Below are 18,448 nucleotides of genomic sequence, written 5' to 3'. Positions count from 1 at the left end.
CATGTCTGATAAGTGCCGAGATAAGTACTGGGGAAATTTCTTATCTTTTCGTACGCTCAAAACTCAAGATCCGCAACGGGCACTGTTGCAGCGCGATTTGCTCAAGCAGCGCCAGGCCATGCTGGCCAGTCTGGCTGAGCGTTGTCTGTTGGCATGGGTGCAAGATCCATCGCCGATGCTGGGGCCGAGTGCCCAGACCTGGTTCTGGTTCAACCACTTCAACGTGCATGCGGCCAAAGGGCAGGTGGGGGTGTTGCTGGCATCGTACTGGCACGAGGCATTGCAGCCACAGGTGCAAGGCCGTTTTGCCGATATGTTGCAGGCGGCAACGTTGCACCCGGCCATGCTGGTGTATCTGGACAATGCCAGCAATGTGCGTGGGCGTGGCAACGAAAACCATGCCCGCGAATTGCTGGAATTGCACACGCTGGGCGTGCAGGGCGGTTACACCCAGGCGGACGTGCAAGCGTTGGCCCGGGCCATGACGGGGTGGGGCGTGGATTTTGCATCCTTTGCATCGGGTCAGCCAGAACGCGCCGTGTTTTTTTCCAAACGCCACGATCCAGAGCAGGTACAGGTATTGGGGCAGTCGGCGCAGGGGGCTGGGGCTCAAGTCTTGCCTGCGGTGTTGCAGCGTTTGGCCGCTCATCCACGTACCGCGCAGCATATCGCGCAGCGGATGTGTGTCTGGGCCGTGACCGATGAGCCACCTGTCGCTTGGGTACAGCATGTGGCTACGGTGTTTACGGAGTCGGGTGGTTCGTTGCCGTCGGTGTGGGCCGAGGTACAGGTGCTGCGCCAACGGTGGCGGCAGCAAGGCGGGGCGTTGTCGTTTACCGATCCATTGCGTTACACGGTGGCAGCCTTGCAACTGTTGTGCAATGGGCAGCCGTTGCACCATCCCAAGCCCGTGTTGCGCTGGTTGCAGTTGCTGGGGCAGCCGTGGTTTGGTCGCTCCACCCCGGATGGCTATCCATTGCGGGGGGACGCGTGGCTCAACACTGGGCAGTTGACCCAGCGTGTGGAACTGGCCCGTGAGATGGTCGCCAGTTTGCCCACTTTGCTGGGGTGGCCCGATGCAGCTGCTCGGGCAGAACACGCCCAAACGGTGCTCGACAGTGACCGTGGGCGTGCATTGCAGGCATGGTTGCCCCCGTCAGCGCGGGCTGTGTTGCAGCGCACCCGTCAGCCGCACGAAGCGCTGGCCCTGTTGCTGGCCAGCCCGGCGTGCATGTTCCATTGAATGGCCCACAAGGATTCCAGATGTCCCATCAAGCAGCATGGCAACGGCGTGAAGTGTTGCGGACGTGGCTGGCGGCTGCGGCGGCTTTGGCGTTGCCTGCGACACGCTTGTGGGCCGTTCCCACAATTGGTGGCGACCCCACCCGTTTGTTGGTGGTGCTGCTGCGTGGGGCTTACGATGGCTTGAGCGCGGTGGTGCCGTACAGCGAGCCGTTTTATTACGAGGCGCGCCCGAACATTGCCATCCCGGCACCGCAAGCAGGTGATCCTTGGGCCGCGATCCGGCTAGATGGACGTTGGGGACTGCACCCCATGCTGGCCGATTCAGCGGGCGATTTGTTTGCACAAAAACAGTTGGCGTTTGTGCCATTTTGTGGAACAGGGTTTGTGTCGCGCAGCCACTTTCAGGCGCAAGATTGGTTGGAAGCGGGCAAGTTGCCAGAGCAGAGGCCTTCTGCCGACGATGGCTTCTTGAACCGTTTGGTGCAGCAACTCGGCGGTGATCCCCACGCGGCCATGGGTTTTACGCAAGCCTTGCCGCTGGCCTTGCGTGGCCCGGTGAAGGTGCCCAACACGCCGGTGGTGCAGCGCCGGGCGCGGCCCTTGTCAGCGGCTTATGAATCGCAGGTGTTGGCGATGTACCAAGGGCACGCACTGGAGCCGGTGTTGCGTGAAGGCTTGGGACTCAAGCGTGCGTTGAACATGGAGCTGGCCGAGGAAATGGATGCCAGTGGCCGCGATGCGGTGTCTGCCAGCGGTTTTGCGCTGGAAGCCCAGCGCGTGGCACGTTACATGCGCGACCAGCCAGCGTTGAACATCGGCTTTATGGACGTGGGTGGTTGGGATACCCACATTGGTCAGGGGGCAGCGCAGGGTTTGCTGGCCACCCGTTTGGCGGCCTTGGGCCGTGGCATTGAGATTTTTGCGCAGGAGTTGGGACCGCAGTGGCGTAACACGGTGGTGGTGGTGCTGTCCGAGTTTGGTCGCACCTTCCGCGAAAATGGCAGCCGGGGCACCGACCACGGGCACGGCAATCTGCTGTGGCTGGCGGGCGGTGCGGTAGCGGGCGGTAAGATGGTGGGCGAGCAAACCAATTTGACCGCTGCCAGCCTGCACCAGCAGCGCGACATGCCGGTGCTCAACGAATACCGGGCCGTGCTCGCGGAGGTGATGGTGCGCATGTACGGCTTGAGTGCCAATGCCTTGCAAGCGGTGTTTCCGGGGGTACGCCCCACTGCGCTGGGTTTGCTGTAGCAGCGGTTGCGCCGGGTGGTCGGCAGTTCAGTTCTTTTTCCATTCAACAGGATACTTTGCACATGCGCGGTACGCATTTTTCCCATCCGCTGGTACAGCGTTTTTTGGCCGTGGCCCAGGCCGATGCAGCAGGTGCCAGCGCCGCCTTGCGTTTGCCGTTGCAGCATGTGGGGCAAGGCGATCTGGCCACCCGCTGCGGGATGGGGACATTGGCCGCTGGTACCGTACAAGCTGGTGATGCGGTGCGCGTGTTGCCCGCCGGGGTGCAAACCCGTGTGCAAACGGTGCAGGTGGCGGGCGATACCGTGACCGTGACATTGGCCGATGATGTGGCGTTGCAACCGGGGGCCATGCTGGTGGCGGCAGAAGCTCCGCCAGAGGTGGCTGACCAGTTTGCTGCACGTTTGCTGTGGCGCAGTGAGCGTGCCATGACACCGGGTCGCCAGTACCTCATGCAGATGGCCTGTCAGGAGGTGACGGCGACCATCACCGACATCAAATACCGCGAAGATGGATGCAATGGCATCCAAATACCTGCCAAGGTACTGGCGCAGGACGAGACCGCGTTCGTTAACTTGGCCACCAGTACGCCGGTGGTGTTTGAGCCGTATGAAGTCAACCAGGTGCTGGGTGGCTTTGTGTTGCTCGACAAGCAAACGCACGAACTGGTTGGAGTGGGGCGCATCGAGTTTGCCCTGCGCCGTGCCAGCAATGTGCATTGGCAGGCGCTGGAGGTCAACAAGGCGGCCCGCGCCGCGCACAAGCAGCAGCGGCCACGGTGTATCTGGTTTACCGGCTTGTCGGGGTCGGGCAAATCCACCATTGCCAATTTGCTGGAAAAGCGTCTGCACGCTGAAGGTCGGCACACGTATTTGCTGGATGGCGACAATGTGCGCCACGGCCTCAACCGCGATCTGGGCTTTACCGAGGCCGACCGGGTGGAAAACATCCGGCGCGTGGCCGAAGTGGCCAGGTTGATGGTGGATGCCGGGCTGGTGGTGCTGGTGAGCTTTATTTCACCATTCCGCAGCGAGCGGCGCATGGCGCGCGAGCTGTTCGCCGAGGGCGAGTTTGTCGAGGTGTTTGTCGATACACCGTTGGAAGAATGTGAGCGCCGCGATGTGAAGGGACTGTACGCCAAGGCGCGTCAGGGGGCGCTGAAGAACTTTACCGGCATTGACAGCCCCTACGAAGCCCCGCAAGCGCCCGAGGTGCATGTACGCACCACGCACCTGTCGCCCGCCGAGGCTGCAGAGGAGGTGCTGCAGCGGCTGGAGCGGCGTTGATGGCGACTGCCGTCACGCCAGCGGCGCTGGGCGTGCTGTTGTCGGTGCTGCTGTTGCTGGGGCTGCTGCTGCATGGCCGCGTGGCCACGGCGGTGCTGTTCACCACCTGGGCGGCGGCGTATTTTTTGCTGGGTCTGGTGCCCGAGGCCACGTTTCTGGCCGGTTACACCAACTCCGCGCTGGTCACGTTGCTGGTGTTGATGCTGGTGTCGCTGGCGCTGGAGCGTTCGCCGCTGGTGGCCAGCCTGTCGCGGTTTGTGACGCGCGACGGGGGTGACCGGCGGGCGGTGTGGCGGTTGTCGGCGGTGGCGGCGGGGTTGTCGTCCTTCCTGAACAACACGGCGGTGGTGGGCGGCTTGCTGGGGGTGGTGACGCAGCAGACCCGGGTGCCGGCCTCGCGGTTGCTGATTCCGCTGAGTTATGCCTCCATTCTGGGCGGGGTGGTGACGCTGGTGGGCACCAGCACCAATCTGGTGGTCAATTCGCTGGCGGTGCGGGCGGGCTTGCCCGCGCTGGGCATGTTCCAGTTCACGCCCGTGGGGTTGCCGGTGGCGCTGGTGTGCATGGTGGTGCTGATGCTGACCGCGCATTGGTTGCCGGTGAACGAGGCCCAGAACCGGCAGGCCGGTGCGCCGTATTTTCTGGAGGCGCAGGTCATGCCTGGTTCGCCCTTGGCCGGGCGCAGCATTGAAGCCAATGGCTTGCGCAGCCTGGACGGGTTGTACCTGATGGAGATTGTGCGCGCAGGCCGGCTGCTGTCGCCGGTGGGGCCGGACGAGGTGTTGCAGGCGCAGGACGGGCTGATCTTTACCGGCGAAGTGAACAAGGTGCAGGCCTTGCGGGCTTTTGCCGGGCTGGAGGTGTTTGGCGGCACCGCCCATGATGTGCTGACCTCCAACCTGGTGGAAGTGGTGTTGACCTACCAGTCGGAACTGGTGAACAGCACCTTGCGCGAGGTGGATTTCCGCACTTTGTTCGATGCCGGTGTGGTGGGCATTCGCCGCGGCGAGCGGCGTTTGACCGGCCAGCTGGGGCACATCGAGCTGCGCGTGGGCGATTGCCTGCTGCTGGCGGTCGGGCCGGACTTCTGGCAGCGCAAGAACCTGGAGCGCAACTTCCATGTGCTCAGCGACGTACCGCTGCGCCCCAAGCTGTCGGCGCAGGAAAACCGCCTGGTGCTGGGGGGCTTTGCGCTGGTGATTGCGTTGTCCACTTTGGCGGTGTTGCCGTTGTTGCAGGGCTTGCTGCTGCTGCTGGGGGCGCTGCTGGCCACCAGGGTGTTGACGCCGGGCGAGTTGCGGCGGCGTTTTCCGTTCGAGTTGTGGCTGGTGGTGGGGTCGTCGTTGACGATTGCCGCCGCGCTGGACGCTTCGGGCGCGTCGGCGTTGATCGCGCAGACACTGCACGCGCTGTTCAGTGGCCATGGGGTGTGGGGCGCGCTGGTGGGTGTGTATGTGCTGACTTGGATCTTGACCGAACTGGTGACGAACAACGCCGCTGCAGCGTTGGCGTTTCCGATTGGGTTGTCCACCGCACAGGCTTTTGGGGTCAACCCCATGCCGTTTGTGATGGTGGTGGCCTATGCCGCCAGCGCGTCTTTTTTGTTGCCGTTTGGTTACCAGACGCACCTGATGGTGTATTCGCCCGGGCGTTACCGCACTGTCGATTTTCTGCGCATGGGCTGGCCGGTGGCGCTGGCGTATGCGGTGGTGGTGCTGGCGTTGGTGCCGGTGTTTTTTCCCTTTTAGTTGGGCCGCATAGGCCGGAGACCACAAGCCATGTCATTCACTTTGCAACAACTGCATACCCTGTGTGCCATTGCCGAGGCAGCGGGGCACGAGATCATGGCCGTCTATGAAAACGGCGGAGCCACTTGGCACAAAGACGATGCCTCACCTTTGACGGAGGCGGATGTGCGTGCCGATGCCGTCATCCGCGCTGGGCTGGAGGCCGCCTTTCCGGGCGCATTCATTTGGTCGGAGGAGTCGCGCTCTGCCGAGGCGGGGGCAGCGGCGGATGGCTTCTTTTTGGTCGATCCGCTGGACGGCACCAAAGAGTTTCTCAAGCGCAATGGTGAATTCACCGTCAACATTGCTTGGATTGAGGAGGGCTACCCGGTGGCTGCCGTGGTGTTGGCCCCTGCGCTGGGGGCGTTGTTTTACGCCTTGCAGGGGCAAGGGGCTTGGGTACGCGATCTGGCGACCTCGCAGGAAGCGGCTTTGGTGGTGCAACCAGCGGCTGCCGATCAGCCGTTGCGGGTGATGGGCAGCCGCAGCCACGGTGGCGATGCTTTGGCGGCGTGGCTGGGCCGTTTGCCCCGCTCACACAGTTTTGTGGCGGCGGGCAGTTCGCTCAAGTTTTGCCGGATTGCGCAGGGACAGGCCGACATGTATCCCCGCTTTGGCCCCACCAGCCAGTGGGACACTGCCGCAGCCCAATGTGTGTTGGAAGCCGCAGGCGGTGCCGTGTTGGATTTGCAAGGCCAGCGTTTGCGCTACGGCTTGGAGCGCCCGGTGCTGAACCCCGAATTTGTAGCCACAGCCGACCCGGCGCTGGTGGTACAGTATTTCCAGTTTTAACGGTACAAGCCAGAGAGGTTTTTTCGCATGACGCAACGCAAAGGCATCATTCTGGCCGGGGGCTCCGGCACCCGGCTGCACCCGGCCACGCTGGCCATCAGCAAGCAATTGCTGCCGGTGTACGACAAGCCAATGATCTACTACCCTTTGAGCACGCTGATGCTGGCGGGCATGCGCGACGTGCTCATCATCAGCACACCGCAGGACACGCCGCGTTTCCAGCAGCTGCTGGGCGATGGCAGCCAGTGGGGCATGAACCTGCAATACGCGGTGCAGCCCAGCCCGGACGGGTTGGCGCAGGCGTTCATCATTGGCGAGGACTTTATTGGCAACGCCCCCAGTGCGCTGGTGCTGGGCGACAACATCTACCACGGCCACGATTTTCAGCCGCTGTTGCACGCCGCTGATGCACAAAGCGATGGTGCGACGGTGTTTGCGTACCGCGTTCACGACCCGGAGCGTTACGGTGTGGTGGAGTTTGATGTGGCGGGCAAGGCCATCAGCATTGAAGAAAAACCCGCCCAGCCCAAGAGCCACTACGCGGTAACGGGCTTGTATTTTTACGACCAGCAGGTGGTGGACATTGCCAAGGCCGTCAAGCCCAGTGCGCGCGGTGAGTTGGAAATCACCAGCGTGAATCAGACGTATTTGGCGCAAGGCCAGTTGACGGTGCAGACCATGGGCCGGGGCTACGCCTGGCTGGACACGGGCACGCACGACAGCTTGCTGGAGGCCAGCCAGTTCATTGCCACGTTGCAGCACCGCCAAGGCTTGAAGATCGCTTGCCCGGAGGAGATTGCCTGGCGTGCGGGCTGGATTGACGATGCCCGACTGGAGCAACTGGCCGCGCCGCTGGCCAAGAACGGCTATGGCCAATACCTGAAAAACCTGTTGACCGACAAGGCCCTGTGATGCAATTTGAAAAACTGGCCATCCCTGAAGTGGTGCTGTTCACGCCCAAGGTGTTTGGCGACGAGCGCGGCTTCTTCTTCGAGAGCTTCAACCAGAACGTGTTTGAGCAAGCGACCGGCACCGCCCTGGCGTTTGTGCAGGACAACCACAGCAAGTCGGTGCGCGGCGTGCTGCGTGGCCTGCATTACCAGTTGCCACCGCACGCCCAAGGCAAGCTGGTGCGCGTGGTGCAGGGGGCGGTGTTCGATGTGGCGGTGGACATCCGCCGTTCGTCCCCGACGTTTGGCCGCTGGGTGGGCGCGTTGCTGAGTGCCGACAACCAGCAGCAGTTGTGGATACCGCCGGGTTTTGCGCATGGCTTTGTCACCCTGAGCGACACCGCCGAGTTCCTGTACAAGACCACCGATTTTTACGCCCCGGGTGCCGAGCGGGCCATCATCTGGAACGACCCGACCATTGGCGTGGACTGGGGCTACGATGGCACGCCGGTGTTGTCGGGCAAGGACCAGCAGGCGCTGCCTCTGGCACAGGCCGAAGTGTTTGGTTGAGGCGGTGGGCAGATGATCTACGTTTCCGTGGCCGCCTTTTGCGAGCCGTTTCTGGAACACACGTTGCAGGATGCGGTGGCCAAGGCACGCTGGCCGCAGCGGCTGGTGTTTGGCGTCATCGACCAGACGCTGGAACCACGCCGCGCAGCATTGGCAGCGTTGTGCCAACCCGCCAGGTTGCGTTACCTGCACATCCATCCGGTGGAAAGCCGGGGCGTGTGCTGGGCGCGGGCGTTGGCGTTCTCGCTGTACCAAGGTGAAGATCATCTGCTGCAAATCGACTCGCACATGCTGTTCGAGCCCGGCTGGGACGAACAGTTGTTGCAGCAGTGGCAGGCCTTGCTGGCGCAGTCGGCCCAGCCAATCGTGAGCACCTACCCCTACGGCTTCGAGTTTGAGGCCGGCCAGCCGGTGGTCAAGATCAACGTCAGCGGCAAGACGACGCTGGTGTTGCGGCCCCACCCCGACACCGATTTGAGCGACACCAGTGCCACGCTGCGCTTCCGGGCCGAGCACGTGTTCACGCGCGAGCCGGTGCGCGGTTGCCACGTGGCGGGGGGGTTCTTGTTCACCGCTGGGCGTTTTGTGGACGAAGTGCCTTACGACCCACATTTGTATTTTCATGGCGAGGAGCAAAGCTTGGCGGTGCGGGCTTACACCAAGGGCTGGGACATTTTTCACCCGCCGCACATTCCGCTGTTCCACCTCTACAAGATGCCCAACATGGCGCACAGCACCCACCACTGGCACGCCGAGTGGGAGCAGCAGCGCGATTTCAAGTACACCGAGCTGACGCGCCTGGCCAAGGAGCGGCTGATGGACTTGCTGTACCAGCGCCGCGACCTGGGCGCCTACGGCCTGGGCAAGGAGCGCAGCCTGGCCGACTACGCGCGCTTGTCGGGCGTGAATTACGCCAAGCGCCAACTGGTGCGGCCCCACCAGTCCAGTTACGGCGACGATGCGGCCAAAAAAAATCCCGACCCTAAAGGGGCCGGGATGGGAAGCCCGGCGCAATAAGGCACCTGGGCACCCGCTCAGGGAGGAAAAGCGGGGAGCCGTGTAAACGGCCCGGCGCTATTGTAAGACTTTGGACAGCACAACACCCGGCCACACGGGGGAAAGCTCTGAAAAAAACGGTTTTTCTGCTGTTGGCTTAGCATATTCATGGGGTGGGCCAGTGCGCCTGGCATGCGATGCCATGCACCTGTTGCAGGCGCGGGCGCAGCGTCAGCACGGCGCGGTCCTTGCTCAGCAGCGTGGCCTGGTGCTGTACCGCCAGGTCGATGAAGATCTGGTCGTCGGCGTCGCGGCAGCGCACGGGGCAGGGCGGTGCGGGCGGCAGCAGCGTGGCGTGCTGGTCGAAGGCCTGCAGCACCGCCGTGGCGGCCACGTTGCGCGCCAGCAGGCCGCGCTGCACCAGCGGGTAGGTGAGCACGCGCTCCAGCTCCACGCGCATGGCGGCGCAGGCCAGCCAGCGCACTTCACCCCGCTGCAGCGCCTGTTGCCAGGCGTGGGTGAGCGGGTCGTTGAACAGCCACACGTCCAGCACCCAGTTGGTGTCGAGCACCACGCCCGTTGGTAGGTGGGGTGCGTCGGCGTGCGGGAGGAGGGCGCTCTGGCTCACTGCGGCGCGGTCGAGGGCTGGGCGATGGCGGTGCCGGGTGCAGCGTTGGGTGTGGCGCTGGTGTCACCGCCGCTGGCGGCCTGGCCCGGTTTGGGCGTGCGGGCGGAGCCGGCCATGAGGTCAAAGCGGAACAGGCGGCATTCGATGGGGCCGTTCCACATGGGCACGCGGCGCGATTCCTTGAAGCGCATCTTGCTGGGCAGTTTCAGGTCGGGGGTGAGCAGCCAGGCGCTCCAGCCGGCGTAGTGTTTTTTCCAGTGGCTGGCCAGTTGCGCGAAGAAGTCGTTGTTCTCGCTGCCATCGCTGTGCTGGGCGGTTTCGCGCCCGCGCAGGTGGGTAGGGGCCGGGGCGCGGTCGTCGCTGTGCTGGTGGATGCGGCTGTCGGCACGGCTGCCTGCCCGGGTGTCGGCGCGCTGGCCGGCCACGCCGGCGGCGGCAATGCGTTCACCGTAGGGGGGGTTGAGCAGCATCACGCCGGGGGTGGCGCTGGGCGGGGTGCGTTGCAGCGCGTCGCCGCCGCGCAGTTCGATGGCGTGCGCCACGCCAGCGCGTTCGGCGTTGCGGCGGGCAAAGTCCACCATGCGGAAGGCTACGTCGGAGCCGAAGATGAAGGGTGCGCCGCCCGTTGGCAGGCTGCGTTCGGCGGCCAGGGCTTCCTGGCGCAGGGCTTGCCAGACGTGGCCCTGGTAGGGCAGCAGTTTTTCAAAGCCAAAGCGGCGTTGGCCACCGGGGGCGATGTTGAGCGCGAGTTGCGCCGCTTCAATCAGCACGGTGCCGCTGCCGCAGCAGGGGTCGTACAGGGGCACCGGGGCACTGCCGTCGGGGCCGGGCTGGCCTGTCCAGCCGGTGGCGGCGATCATGGCGGCGGCCAGGGTTTCTTTCAGTGGTGCGTCCCCTTTGTCCTCGCGCCAGCCGCGTTTGAACAGGGGCTGGCCCGAGGTGTCGATGTAGAGACTGAGGTGTTCAGCGGTGAGGTGGGCGAACACGCGCACGTCGGGGCGGGTGGTGTCGATGCTGGGGCGGGTGCCGCGCTTGTCGCGCAGGCGGTCGCAGATGGCATCTTTGACGCGCAGGGCGGCAAAGTTCAGGCTCTTGAGTGGGCTGTGCTGGGCCGTGATTTCAACTTTGAGGGTTTGCTGCGGCGTGAACCAGATTTCCCACGCCACGTCGTGCGCGGCGGTGTAGATGTCGTGTTCGTCGCGGTAGGGTTGTTGTGCCACGCGCACCAGCACGCGCTGCGCCAGGCGGCTGTGCAGGTTGAGCTTCATGGCGTCGCGCCAGCTGCCGGGCAGCTCGATGCCGCCGCGCGAGGTGTGCAGCCGCGCCAAGGGCACGCCGGTGATGCGCGCCACTTCGGCGGCCAGAAAGTCTTCCACGCCAGCGGCGCAGGGCAGGAACAGGGTCAGGGCGTTCATTTTTTAGGGAGATAAGGGTTTGTTTTTGCGCAAGCTGGCCGGTGCGATGCGCAGGGCTTCGCGGTATTTGGCCACGGTGCGCCGCGCGCAGTCTATGCCTTGCGCCTTGAGCAGGTCGGACAGTTGCTGGTCGCTCAGGGGGTGGGTGGGTGGCTCGCTGGCGATGAGTTGCCGGATGAGGGCGCGCACGGCGGTGCTGGAAGTGTGGGTGCCGCTGTCGGTGCCCAGGCCAGAGCCGAAGAAGTATTTGAGTTCGTAGGTGCCCCAGGGGGTGGCCATGTATTTGGCGCTGGTGACACGGCTGATGGTGGATTCGTGCAGTCCCAATTCGTCGGCAATCTCGCGCAGCACCAGTGGGCGCATGGCCAGTTCGCCCTGCACAAAGAAGCCGCGCTGGCGCTCCACGATCGCGCGCGAGACGCGCAGGATGGTGTCAAAGCGTTGCTGGATGTTTTTGATGAACCAGCGTGCTTCCTGCAGGCGTTGTGGCAGGCCGCTGGCACTGTCGCCCTTGTGGCCGCGCAGGGCGCTGGCGTAGCGGTCGTGCAGGTGCAGGCGCGGCACCACGTCGGGGTTGAGTTCGACCATGAAGCCGCTGCCGCTGCGGCGCACCACCACGTCGGGCACGATGGCGTTGCGTTCGACCTGGGCAAAGCGGCGGCCGGGTTTGGGCTCGAGCCGGGCGATGACGGCCAGGCCCGCGCGCACGCTGGCTTCGTCGCAGCCGCACAGGGCGCTCAGGCGTTTGGTGTCGCGCCGGGCCAGCAGGTCCAGCGGTTGCTCGCACAGCGCCAGCGCGGCGCGGGCGGCGGGGCTGTTGCGCAGTTCCAGCACTTGCAGGCGCAGGCATTCGGCCAAATTGCGTGCGCCCACGCCGGTGGGGTCCATCTGTTGCAGGTGGGGCAGGGCGCTGGCCAGGAGCTGTTCGAGTTCGGCTTGCTGCGCCTGGCGCTGGGCGGGGGTGCCAGGGTGGCCTTGGCTGGCGTGCGGTGGTGCGACGAGGGCGGCGGCCAGTTCGGGCAGCGCCTCGCTGAGGTAGCCGTCGTCGTCCAGGGATTCGATCAGGGCGTACAGCGCGGCCTGTTGGGTGGGTGGCAGGCGCAGGCCCAGCGCCTGCTGGTGCAGGTGGGCTTGCAGCGTCAGCGGGGCGCTGTTCCAGTCGGCGGGGTCGCTGTGGTCGGGCTCGCCGTGGCTGCCGCTGCTGTGCATGGTGGCGGCGGGGGCGTCGTTGCCCCATTCGCTGTCGTGCGGGGCGATGTCCACGCTGCCGTCGCCGTCCCAGTCGAGTGCGGGGCTGTCGGGGTGGGGTTCCTCGGCATGGCCGTCGTGGAGTGCGGCATCGCCAGGGTTCTCGCTGTGGCCGTCGCTGTCTTGGCGGCTGGCTGGGACGGGTAGGTCGGCGGCGATGCCGGCGGCGGCCTCGCTCAGGCGGTCGCCCAGACTGACAGGGGTGTCGGCGTGCGGCAGGCCGGGCGCGTCGTCCTCGGCGGGGTCGGAGTCGCGTTCCAGAAAGGGGTTGTCGGCCAGTTGCTGTTCCACCTCCTGTGCCAGTTCCAGCGTGGAGAGTTGCAGCAGCCGGATGGATTGCTGCAGCTGTGGCGTCAGCGCCAGGTGCTGGGAGGTGCGTAAGGACAGGCCCTGGTGCATGGGCATCACATGCGGAAGTGTTCGCCCAGGTAGACGCGGCGCACGTCGGGGTTGTCCACGATCTCGGCGGGCGTGCCTTGGGCGAGCACGCGGCCATCGCTGATGATGCAGGCGTGGTCGCAGATGCCCAGCGTCTCGCGCACGTTGTGGTCGGTGATGAGCACACCGATGCCGCGCGACTTGAGAAAGCCGATGATGCGCTGGATTTCGATCACCGCAATCGGGTCGATGCCGGCAAACGGTTCGTCCAGCAAAATGAAGCGCGGGTTGGTGGCCAGGGCGCGCGCAATCTCGACCCGGCGCCGCTCGCCGCCCGAGAGCGCCGGGGCGGGCGCGTCGCGCAAATGGTCCACGTGCAGGTCTTCCAGCAGGGCGTCGAGCCGCTGCTCGATCTCGGCCTTGGGCAGGGGCTTGCCGTGGGCGTCGGTCTGCAGCTCCAGTACGGCGCGGATGTTGTCCTGCACGTTGAGCTTGCGAAAGATGGACGCTTCCTGCGGCAGGTAGCCCAGGCCCAGGCCCGCGCGGCGGTGGATGGGCAGGTTCTCGAGCCGTTGCCCGTTGAGCCAGATTTCGCCGGCATCGGCGCGCACCAGGCCCACGATCATGTAGAACGAGGTGGTCTTGCCCGCGCCGTTGGGGCCCAGCAGCCCGACGACTTCGCCCGCGTTGACGCTCAGCGACACATCCTTGACCACCAGGCGCTTGCCGTAGGCCTTCTTCAGGCCCTTGGCCTCGAGGCGGGCCGGGGCGGTGCCGGAGGCGTCGGCAGGGCCGGGAGCGGCAGCGGAGGCGTTCACCGGCGGGGCTCCAGCGCGGTGCTGGGTTGCAGCGTGGTGGGGGCTGCGTCCGCTGGCGTGGCGTGGCTGGCTGGCGTGGCGCTGTTGCGGCTGGGGCTGAGCATGGTGCGCACGCGCCCCGAGGGGTTGCTGGCGCTGCGGTTGGCGTTGCCGCCGTCTACGGTGAAGACGTCGGTGGCGTTGTTGTAGACGATGGTGCTGCCCCGGGTCTCGTCGCTCAGGGTGGCGCCCTGGTAGCGGCGCAGCACGGCCTGGCCGCTGAACTTGACGGTGTCGGCCTGGCTGTTGTATTCGATGCGTTGGGCCTCGCCCTCGATGAATTCGTTGACGCCGTCGCGCTTTTGCCGGAAGAACGCAGGCTGGCCCGCGCTGCCCTGCACCAGCCCGAACTGGTGGCCTTGCGCGTCCTGGCGCACCTCGAGCTGCTGGCCCCGGATGGCGATGCTGCCCTTGCTGACCACCACGCGCCCGGTGAACACGCTGGTCTGGCGCGCGTCGTCGTAGCGCAGGCTGTCGGCCTCGATGTTCATGGGCTGTTGGCGGTCGGCGCGTTCGGCGTGGGCCAGCGGTGCCAGCAGCAGCGTGGCCAGCGCCAGGCCGCGCCACAGGGTCAGGGGGGGCAGCATCGTCATGGTGGGGGCAGCGGGGCGTCAGCCTTTGCGGAGTTGGGCGATGAGGGCGTTGGCCACCACCAGGGTCTTGGCGGCCTGGCCAGGCACGTAGTAGCGCCCGGCAATGCCCAGCGCGGGCGTGCCCTCGACCTCGTAGGCGTTTTGCAGCTGCACGGCGCGCTTCATCTTGCCGGCGGTGCCAAAGGCGTTGTAGGCGGCGCTGAACTTGGCCTTGTCCACGCCTTGCTTGACGGCCCAGTCGATAACGGCGTCGGCGTTGCGCAGCGGTTGCTTGTCGACGTGGAAGGCGCGGAATGCCTTCTCGTGCAGTGTGTCGAGCAGGCCCAGGGCTTCGAGCGCGTAGTACAGGCGCTGTTGTGGCTCAAAGGCGGCGTTGAAGGCCACGGGTGTGCGGCGCACCACCACGTTGGCGGGCAGTTGCTTGGCCCAGTCGCGCAGCAGGGGCTCGAAGTTGTAGCAGTGGATGCAGCTGTAGGAGAAGAATTCCACCACCTCGATCTGGCCAGCGGGCGCATCGACCGGCGCCAGGGTGGACAGGGCGCGGTAGTCGCTGCCCGCCTTCAGGCCGGGCACAGGCGCAGTGGCTTGCGCCCACGCGCTGCTGCCCAGCACGGTGCCGGCGCTCAGGACGCTGGCGCTGGCCAGCACACGGGAAAAATCACGACGTTGCATGGGGAAAATCTTTCGCGGTCAAGGGTTGGGAACACAGCGGTTTGGGGGCGTGCGCCGGTTGCAAAGTTCCGGTGTGGCCGCGCAACAGGGTGTAACCACCTCAGCGTTGCACCCGCACCAGCGCACTGTCCACGCCCTGGGCGTTGAGGCGTTCGGTGGCGGAGTCGGCGTCGCCCTTCTTGCGGAAGGGGTCCAGGCGCACGCGGAACACGGTGCGCCCGGCCTGGTCGCGTTCGCTGACCTTGGCGTCCAGGCCCAGCATCATGAGCTTGGTGCGCTGGCGCTCGGCCTCGCCGGGCGAGCTGAAGGCGCCGGCCTGCACGAAGTACAGGAAGGGGTCGGCACCGCTGGCGTCGGGGCTGGTGGCGGGCTTGGCCGCAGCCGGGGCGCTGGCGCCCATGCGCTGGCGGATCAGCTCGTCCAGCGCGTCGCCACTGGCGGGCTTGGTTGTAGCGGGTGGGGCGGAAGGCTTGGCCGCCGGTGCCGGTGCTGCCGTGGCTTCAGGCGTTGGTTTGGGGGCCGCTGGCTTGCTGGCGGGGGCTGCCGGTGTGGCTGCAGCGGAGGCGCTGGCTGGTGCAGCGGCTGGCAGCATGGCGGGCGCCATGCCCGGGCTGGCGGGTATGGGCAGGCTGGGTGGCAGGGCGGCGTTGTTCACGCTGCCGCCCATGCTGCCAGCGCTGGTGTCCACCGGCGCGGGCAGGGTGGGGGGTGGGGGGGGGCTTTCCAGGCCGCCCACGGCGCTGGGCAGGGTGGGGCTGGACCAGCCCGCGTTGGGGTTCCAGCTCTTGTTGCGTTCCTGCTCCAGCGCGTCCTGTTCCGGCTTGCCTTGCACGCCCCGGTCCACCAGCGGGATCGGGGTCTTGGTGACGTACATGGCCACCAGCAGCGCCGCCGCCAGCCCCACCAGCAGCCCGATGGTGACGCCCAGAAAGGTTCCGCCCGCTTGTTTTTTCATATCAATTACATTTTTTGTGGCGCGCTCACGCCGAGCACGGCCAGGCCATTGTGCAACACCTGCGCCGTGGCGGCCACCAGTGCCAAACGTGCCAGTTTGGTGGCTTCGTCGTCCACCAGAATGCGTTCGGCATCGTAGTAGCTGTGGTAGGCCGATGCCAGCTCGCGCAGGTAGAACGTCACGTCGTGCGGGGCAAAGTCCTGTGCGGCGGCGGTGAGCATTTCGGGGTATTTGGCCAGTTGCAGCATCAGCGCCTGGGCTTGCGGGCCTTGCAGCGCACTCAAGTCCACGCCTCGCAGCGTGGCCACATCACCGCCCCAGCTGGTCAGCACCGAGCAGATGCGCGCATGCGCGTACTGCACGTAGAACACCGGGTTGTCGTTGTTTTGCTGGATGGCCAAGTCCACGTCGAAGGTGTATTCGGTGTCGGGCTTGCGGCTGAGCAGGAAGAAGCGCACCGCGTCCTTGCTGGTCCACTCGATCAGGTCGCGCAACGTGACGTAGCTGCCCGCGCGTTTGCTGATCTTGACCTCTTGCCCGCCACGCACCACGCGCACCATGGTGTGCAGCACGTAGTCGGGGTAGCCTTGCGGGATGCCGACGTTGGCGGCTTGCAGCCCGGCGCGCACGCGCGCGATGGTGCCGTGATGGTCGGTGCCCTGGATGTTGATGACCTTGCCAAAGCCGCGCTCGAACTTGGTGATGTGGTAGGCCACATCGGGCACAAAGTAGGTGTAGCCGCCGTCGCTCTTGCGCATCACGCGGTCTTTGTCGTCGCCGTAGTCGGTGGACTTGAGCCACAGCGCGCCGTCTTGTTCGTAGGTTTTGCCCGCATCGATGAGTTTTTGCACCGTTTGCGCCACGCGGCCACTGGTGTAGAGGCTGGATTCGAGGTAGTACTGGTCAAACCGCACCTGAAAGGCTTGCAGGTCGAGGTCTTGCTCGTGGCGCAGGTAGGCCACGGCAAACTGGCGGATGCCGTCGAGGTCGTTCACATCGCCGCTGGCGGTGAATGCGCGGTCGTCGGCTTGGACGGTTTTGCGGGCCAGAAAGTCGTTGGCGATGTCTTGGATGTAGTCGCCGTTGTAGGCGGCTTCGGGCCACTCGGCATCGCCGGGCTTGAAGCCCTTGGCACGCAGTTGGGTGGAGTTGGCCAAGGTTTCAATTTGCACGCCCGCATCGTTGTAATAGAACTCGCGGTGGACGTTCCAGCCTTGGGTCTCGAACAGGTTGCAGATGGCATCGCCCAGCGCGGCTTGGCGGCCATGCCCCACGTGCAGCGGCCCGGTCGGGTTGGCCGAGACGAATTCGACCAGCACACGTTGGCCGTTGCTGGCCTGTTGCCCGAAGGTGGCCCCTGCGCCCAACACCTCGCGCACCACTTCTTGCTTGGCGGCGGGCTTGAGGCGGATATTGATGAAGCCGGGGCCAGCGATGTCGAGCGCCTCGACCCAGCGTTGGTAGGGGGCGCTGGCTTGCAGCAGCTCCACCAGTTGTTGCGCCAACTGGCGCGGGTTGGCCTTGAGCGGTTTGGCCAGCTGCATGGCGGCGGTGCAGGCCAGGTCGCCGTGTGCGGCGGCCTTGGGGTTTTCAAACGCGGCCTTGGCCCCAGCGCCGGGGTGCAGTTGTTCGAGGGCGGCGGCCAGCGCCGTGAGCAATTCGGTTTTGACGTTGAGCATGGGGTGCGATTTTAGGCGGCGTTGGTGGCAGGGCCCCAATGGGCTTGTACCCAGGCGCTGATGGTGCGTGCATCGTTGGTGGTGCGCAGGGCTTGGTAGGCGGCTTCGGCCTGTGGGTGGCGGCGGCGCAGGTAGTTGAGCCATTGCTTGAGCCGCCCGGCGCGGTGGCGGGGCTCGACCCGGGGCTCCACCAATTGCCAGAAGCGGTGCAGCAGCGGGGTCAGCGTGGCCCAGTCCGGTGTGGGCGTGGCGGGGGGGTGGCCCTGGTCGAGCAAGATGTCCAGCGCCAAGCCGGGGTCGCTGACCATGCCACGGCCCAACATCAGGTCGGTGCAACCGGATTCGGCGAGGCAGCGCCGCGCATCGGCCACCGTCCAGATTTCGCCGTTGGCGACCACTGGAATGTGGACTGCCGCCCGAATGTCGGCAATGCGCGCCCAGTAGGCGGGTGGACGGTAGCCGTGGGCCTTGGTGCGCCCATGCACCACCAAGGTGCTGGCACCGCCCTCGGCAATGGCTTGGGCGCAGGCCTCGGCCAGGCGGTCGTCGTCGTAGCCCAGCCGCATCTTGGCCGATACCGGCATGGCGGCGGGCACGGCTTGGCGCACCGCCCGCACGATGCGGTGCAGCAGTTCGGGGTCTTGCAGCAGCGACGCACCCCCGCCGTGGCGGTTGACCACCTTGGCCGGGCAGCCAAAATTCAGGTCGATGCCCGCTGGCCCCAATGTGGCCAGACGCGCGGCGTTGTCGGCCAGACAGGCGGGGTCGGAACCCAGCAGCTGCGCCCGCACCGGCACCCCAGCGGACGTGCGCCCACCCTGCAACAGCTCGGGCACGATGCGGGTGAAGACCCGCGCGGGTAGCAGTTGGTCGGTGATGCGGATGAATTCCGACACACACAGGCTCACGCCGCCAACGCGGGTCAGCACATCGCGCAGTGTGCAGTCGAGTAAGCCCTCCATCGGGGCCAGCAGAATGTTCATTATTTTGGAGAATCTTGAAAAATATTGACGCTTGATGTAGGCTGTAACCTTGTGCCTAACGTATTAAATTAACTTTTATGCAAAAAATTTTGATGAATTCAGCACAAAATCAAGCTGTGCCTCGCGTGTTGATTGATCCACCGCTCACAACATCTTTCAGCGAGGTTTACCAAGCACTTCAGCGTCAGCCTTCTGCGCGCAGCCCTAACCCGGATATTTCACC

Annotated in this window: 17 protein-coding genes; 8 read left to right on the top strand and 9 right to left on the bottom strand. The window is 65.4% G+C overall.

Annotation, left to right across the window (positions count from 1 at the left end):
* Position 1 precedes the first annotated feature (1 nt).
* The 8 genes from CON76_RS10385 (at position 2) to CON76_RS10350 (ending at position 8,838) form a co-directional block, all read left to right on the top strand.
* Positions 2 to 1,243 (top strand): DUF1800 domain-containing protein, encoded by a 1,242-nt coding sequence (locus CON76_RS10385; RefSeq protein ID WP_101103287.1) that lies wholly within the window; start codon positions 2 to 4, stop codon positions 1,241 to 1,243.
* A 20-nt stretch (positions 1,244 to 1,263) separates the two neighbouring features.
* The gene (locus tag CON76_RS10380) at positions 1,264 to 2,496 is read left to right on the top strand and encodes a DUF1501 domain-containing protein (protein WP_101103286.1); all 1,233 of its coding nucleotides are present in this window, start codon (positions 1,264 to 1,266) and stop codon (positions 2,494 to 2,496) included.
* A gap of 62 nt (positions 2,497 to 2,558) precedes the next feature.
* A complete protein-coding gene (cysC, locus tag CON76_RS10375; protein ID WP_101103285.1) occupies positions 2,559 to 3,782 on the top strand; it encodes an adenylyl-sulfate kinase in 1,224 nt (407 codons plus the stop codon).
* Positions 3,782 to 5,530 (top strand): SLC13 family permease, encoded by a 1,749-nt coding sequence (locus tag CON76_RS10370; protein ID WP_101103284.1) that lies wholly within the window; start codon positions 3,782 to 3,784, stop codon positions 5,528 to 5,530. Before cysC ends, CON76_RS10370 begins: the two co-directional genes overlap by 1 nt.
* A 30-nt stretch (positions 5,531 to 5,560) precedes the next feature.
* Positions 5,561 to 6,361, top strand: a complete 801-nt coding sequence (cysQ, locus tag CON76_RS10365; RefSeq protein ID WP_101103283.1) for a 3'(2'),5'-bisphosphate nucleotidase CysQ — start codon at positions 5,561 to 5,563, stop codon at positions 6,359 to 6,361.
* Between the two features lie 27 nt (positions 6,362 to 6,388).
* Positions 6,389 to 7,273, top strand: a complete 885-nt coding sequence (gene rfbA / locus CON76_RS10360) for a glucose-1-phosphate thymidylyltransferase RfbA (RefSeq protein ID WP_101103282.1) — start codon at positions 6,389 to 6,391, stop codon at positions 7,271 to 7,273.
* A complete protein-coding gene (rfbC, locus tag CON76_RS10355; RefSeq protein WP_101103281.1) occupies positions 7,273 to 7,821 on the top strand; it encodes a dTDP-4-dehydrorhamnose 3,5-epimerase in 549 nt (182 codons plus the stop codon). Before rfbA ends, rfbC begins: the two co-directional genes overlap by 1 nt.
* A 12-nt stretch (positions 7,822 to 7,833) precedes the next feature.
* Positions 7,834 to 8,838, top strand: a complete 1,005-nt coding sequence (locus CON76_RS10350) for a GlcNAc-transferase family protein (RefSeq protein ID WP_101103280.1) — start codon at positions 7,834 to 7,836, stop codon at positions 8,836 to 8,838.
* 145 nt (positions 8,839 to 8,983) lie between these two features.
* Here CON76_RS10350 and CON76_RS10345 read toward each other — a convergent pair whose 3' ends face one another.
* The 9 genes from CON76_RS10345 to CON76_RS10305 all read right to left on the bottom strand — a co-directional run bounded on the left by CON76_RS10345 (position 8,984) and on the right by CON76_RS10305 (position 18,225).
* Positions 8,984 to 9,391 carry a putative toxin-antitoxin system toxin component, PIN family gene (locus tag CON76_RS10345; RefSeq protein ID WP_101103279.1) on the bottom strand — a complete coding sequence of 136 codons (408 nt, stop codon included), beginning with the start codon at positions 9,389 to 9,391 and terminating at the stop codon, positions 8,984 to 8,986.
* Positions 9,392 to 9,441: 50 nt separating this feature from the next.
* Positions 9,442 to 10,860 (bottom strand): THUMP domain-containing class I SAM-dependent RNA methyltransferase, encoded by a 1,419-nt coding sequence (locus CON76_RS10340; RefSeq protein ID WP_101103278.1) that lies wholly within the window; start codon positions 10,858 to 10,860, stop codon positions 9,442 to 9,444.
* 3 nt (positions 10,861 to 10,863) lie between these two features.
* Positions 10,864 to 12,507, bottom strand: a complete 1,644-nt coding sequence (rpoN, locus tag CON76_RS10335) for an RNA polymerase factor sigma-54 (protein ID WP_101103297.1) — start codon at positions 12,505 to 12,507, stop codon at positions 10,864 to 10,866.
* 5 nt (positions 12,508 to 12,512) lie between these two features.
* Entirely contained in the window at positions 12,513 to 13,304 is a 792-nt protein-coding gene (gene lptB, locus CON76_RS10330) for an LPS export ABC transporter ATP-binding protein (RefSeq protein WP_101103277.1), read from the bottom strand.
* Positions 13,301 to 13,936 (bottom strand): lipopolysaccharide transport periplasmic protein LptA, encoded by a 636-nt coding sequence (gene lptA / locus CON76_RS10325; RefSeq protein WP_420812939.1) that lies wholly within the window; start codon positions 13,934 to 13,936, stop codon positions 13,301 to 13,303. Before lptA ends, lptB begins: the two co-directional genes overlap by 4 nt.
* Before the next feature lie 18 nt (positions 13,937 to 13,954).
* Positions 13,955 to 14,608 carry a thiol:disulfide interchange protein DsbA/DsbL gene (locus CON76_RS10320; protein WP_101103275.1) on the bottom strand — a complete coding sequence of 218 codons (654 nt, stop codon included), beginning with the start codon at positions 14,606 to 14,608 and terminating at the stop codon, positions 13,955 to 13,957.
* Between the two features lie 100 nt (positions 14,609 to 14,708).
* Positions 14,709 to 15,563, bottom strand: a complete 855-nt coding sequence (locus CON76_RS10315) for an SPOR domain-containing protein (RefSeq protein WP_101103274.1) — start codon at positions 15,561 to 15,563, stop codon at positions 14,709 to 14,711.
* A gap of 5 nt (positions 15,564 to 15,568) precedes the next feature.
* Entirely contained in the window at positions 15,569 to 17,242 is a 1,674-nt protein-coding gene (gene argS / locus CON76_RS10310; RefSeq protein ID WP_101103273.1) for an arginine--tRNA ligase, read from the bottom strand.
* A gap of 11 nt (positions 17,243 to 17,253) precedes the next feature.
* Positions 17,254 to 18,225: a tRNA dihydrouridine synthase gene (locus CON76_RS10305; RefSeq protein WP_240592837.1), complete on the bottom strand. Its 972-nt coding sequence runs from the start codon at positions 18,223 to 18,225 to the stop codon at positions 17,254 to 17,256.
* Positions 18,226 to 18,448: the final 223 nt, after the last annotated feature.

The organism is Macromonas bipunctata (genome assembly GCF_002837135.1).
In the GTDB taxonomy this organism is placed as follows: Bacteria; Pseudomonadota; Gammaproteobacteria; order Burkholderiales; family Burkholderiaceae_C; genus Macromonas_A; species Macromonas_A bipunctata.
The sequence above is the reverse complement of the archived record's forward strand: the minus strand, read 5'-3'. Positions and strand labels throughout refer to the sequence as shown.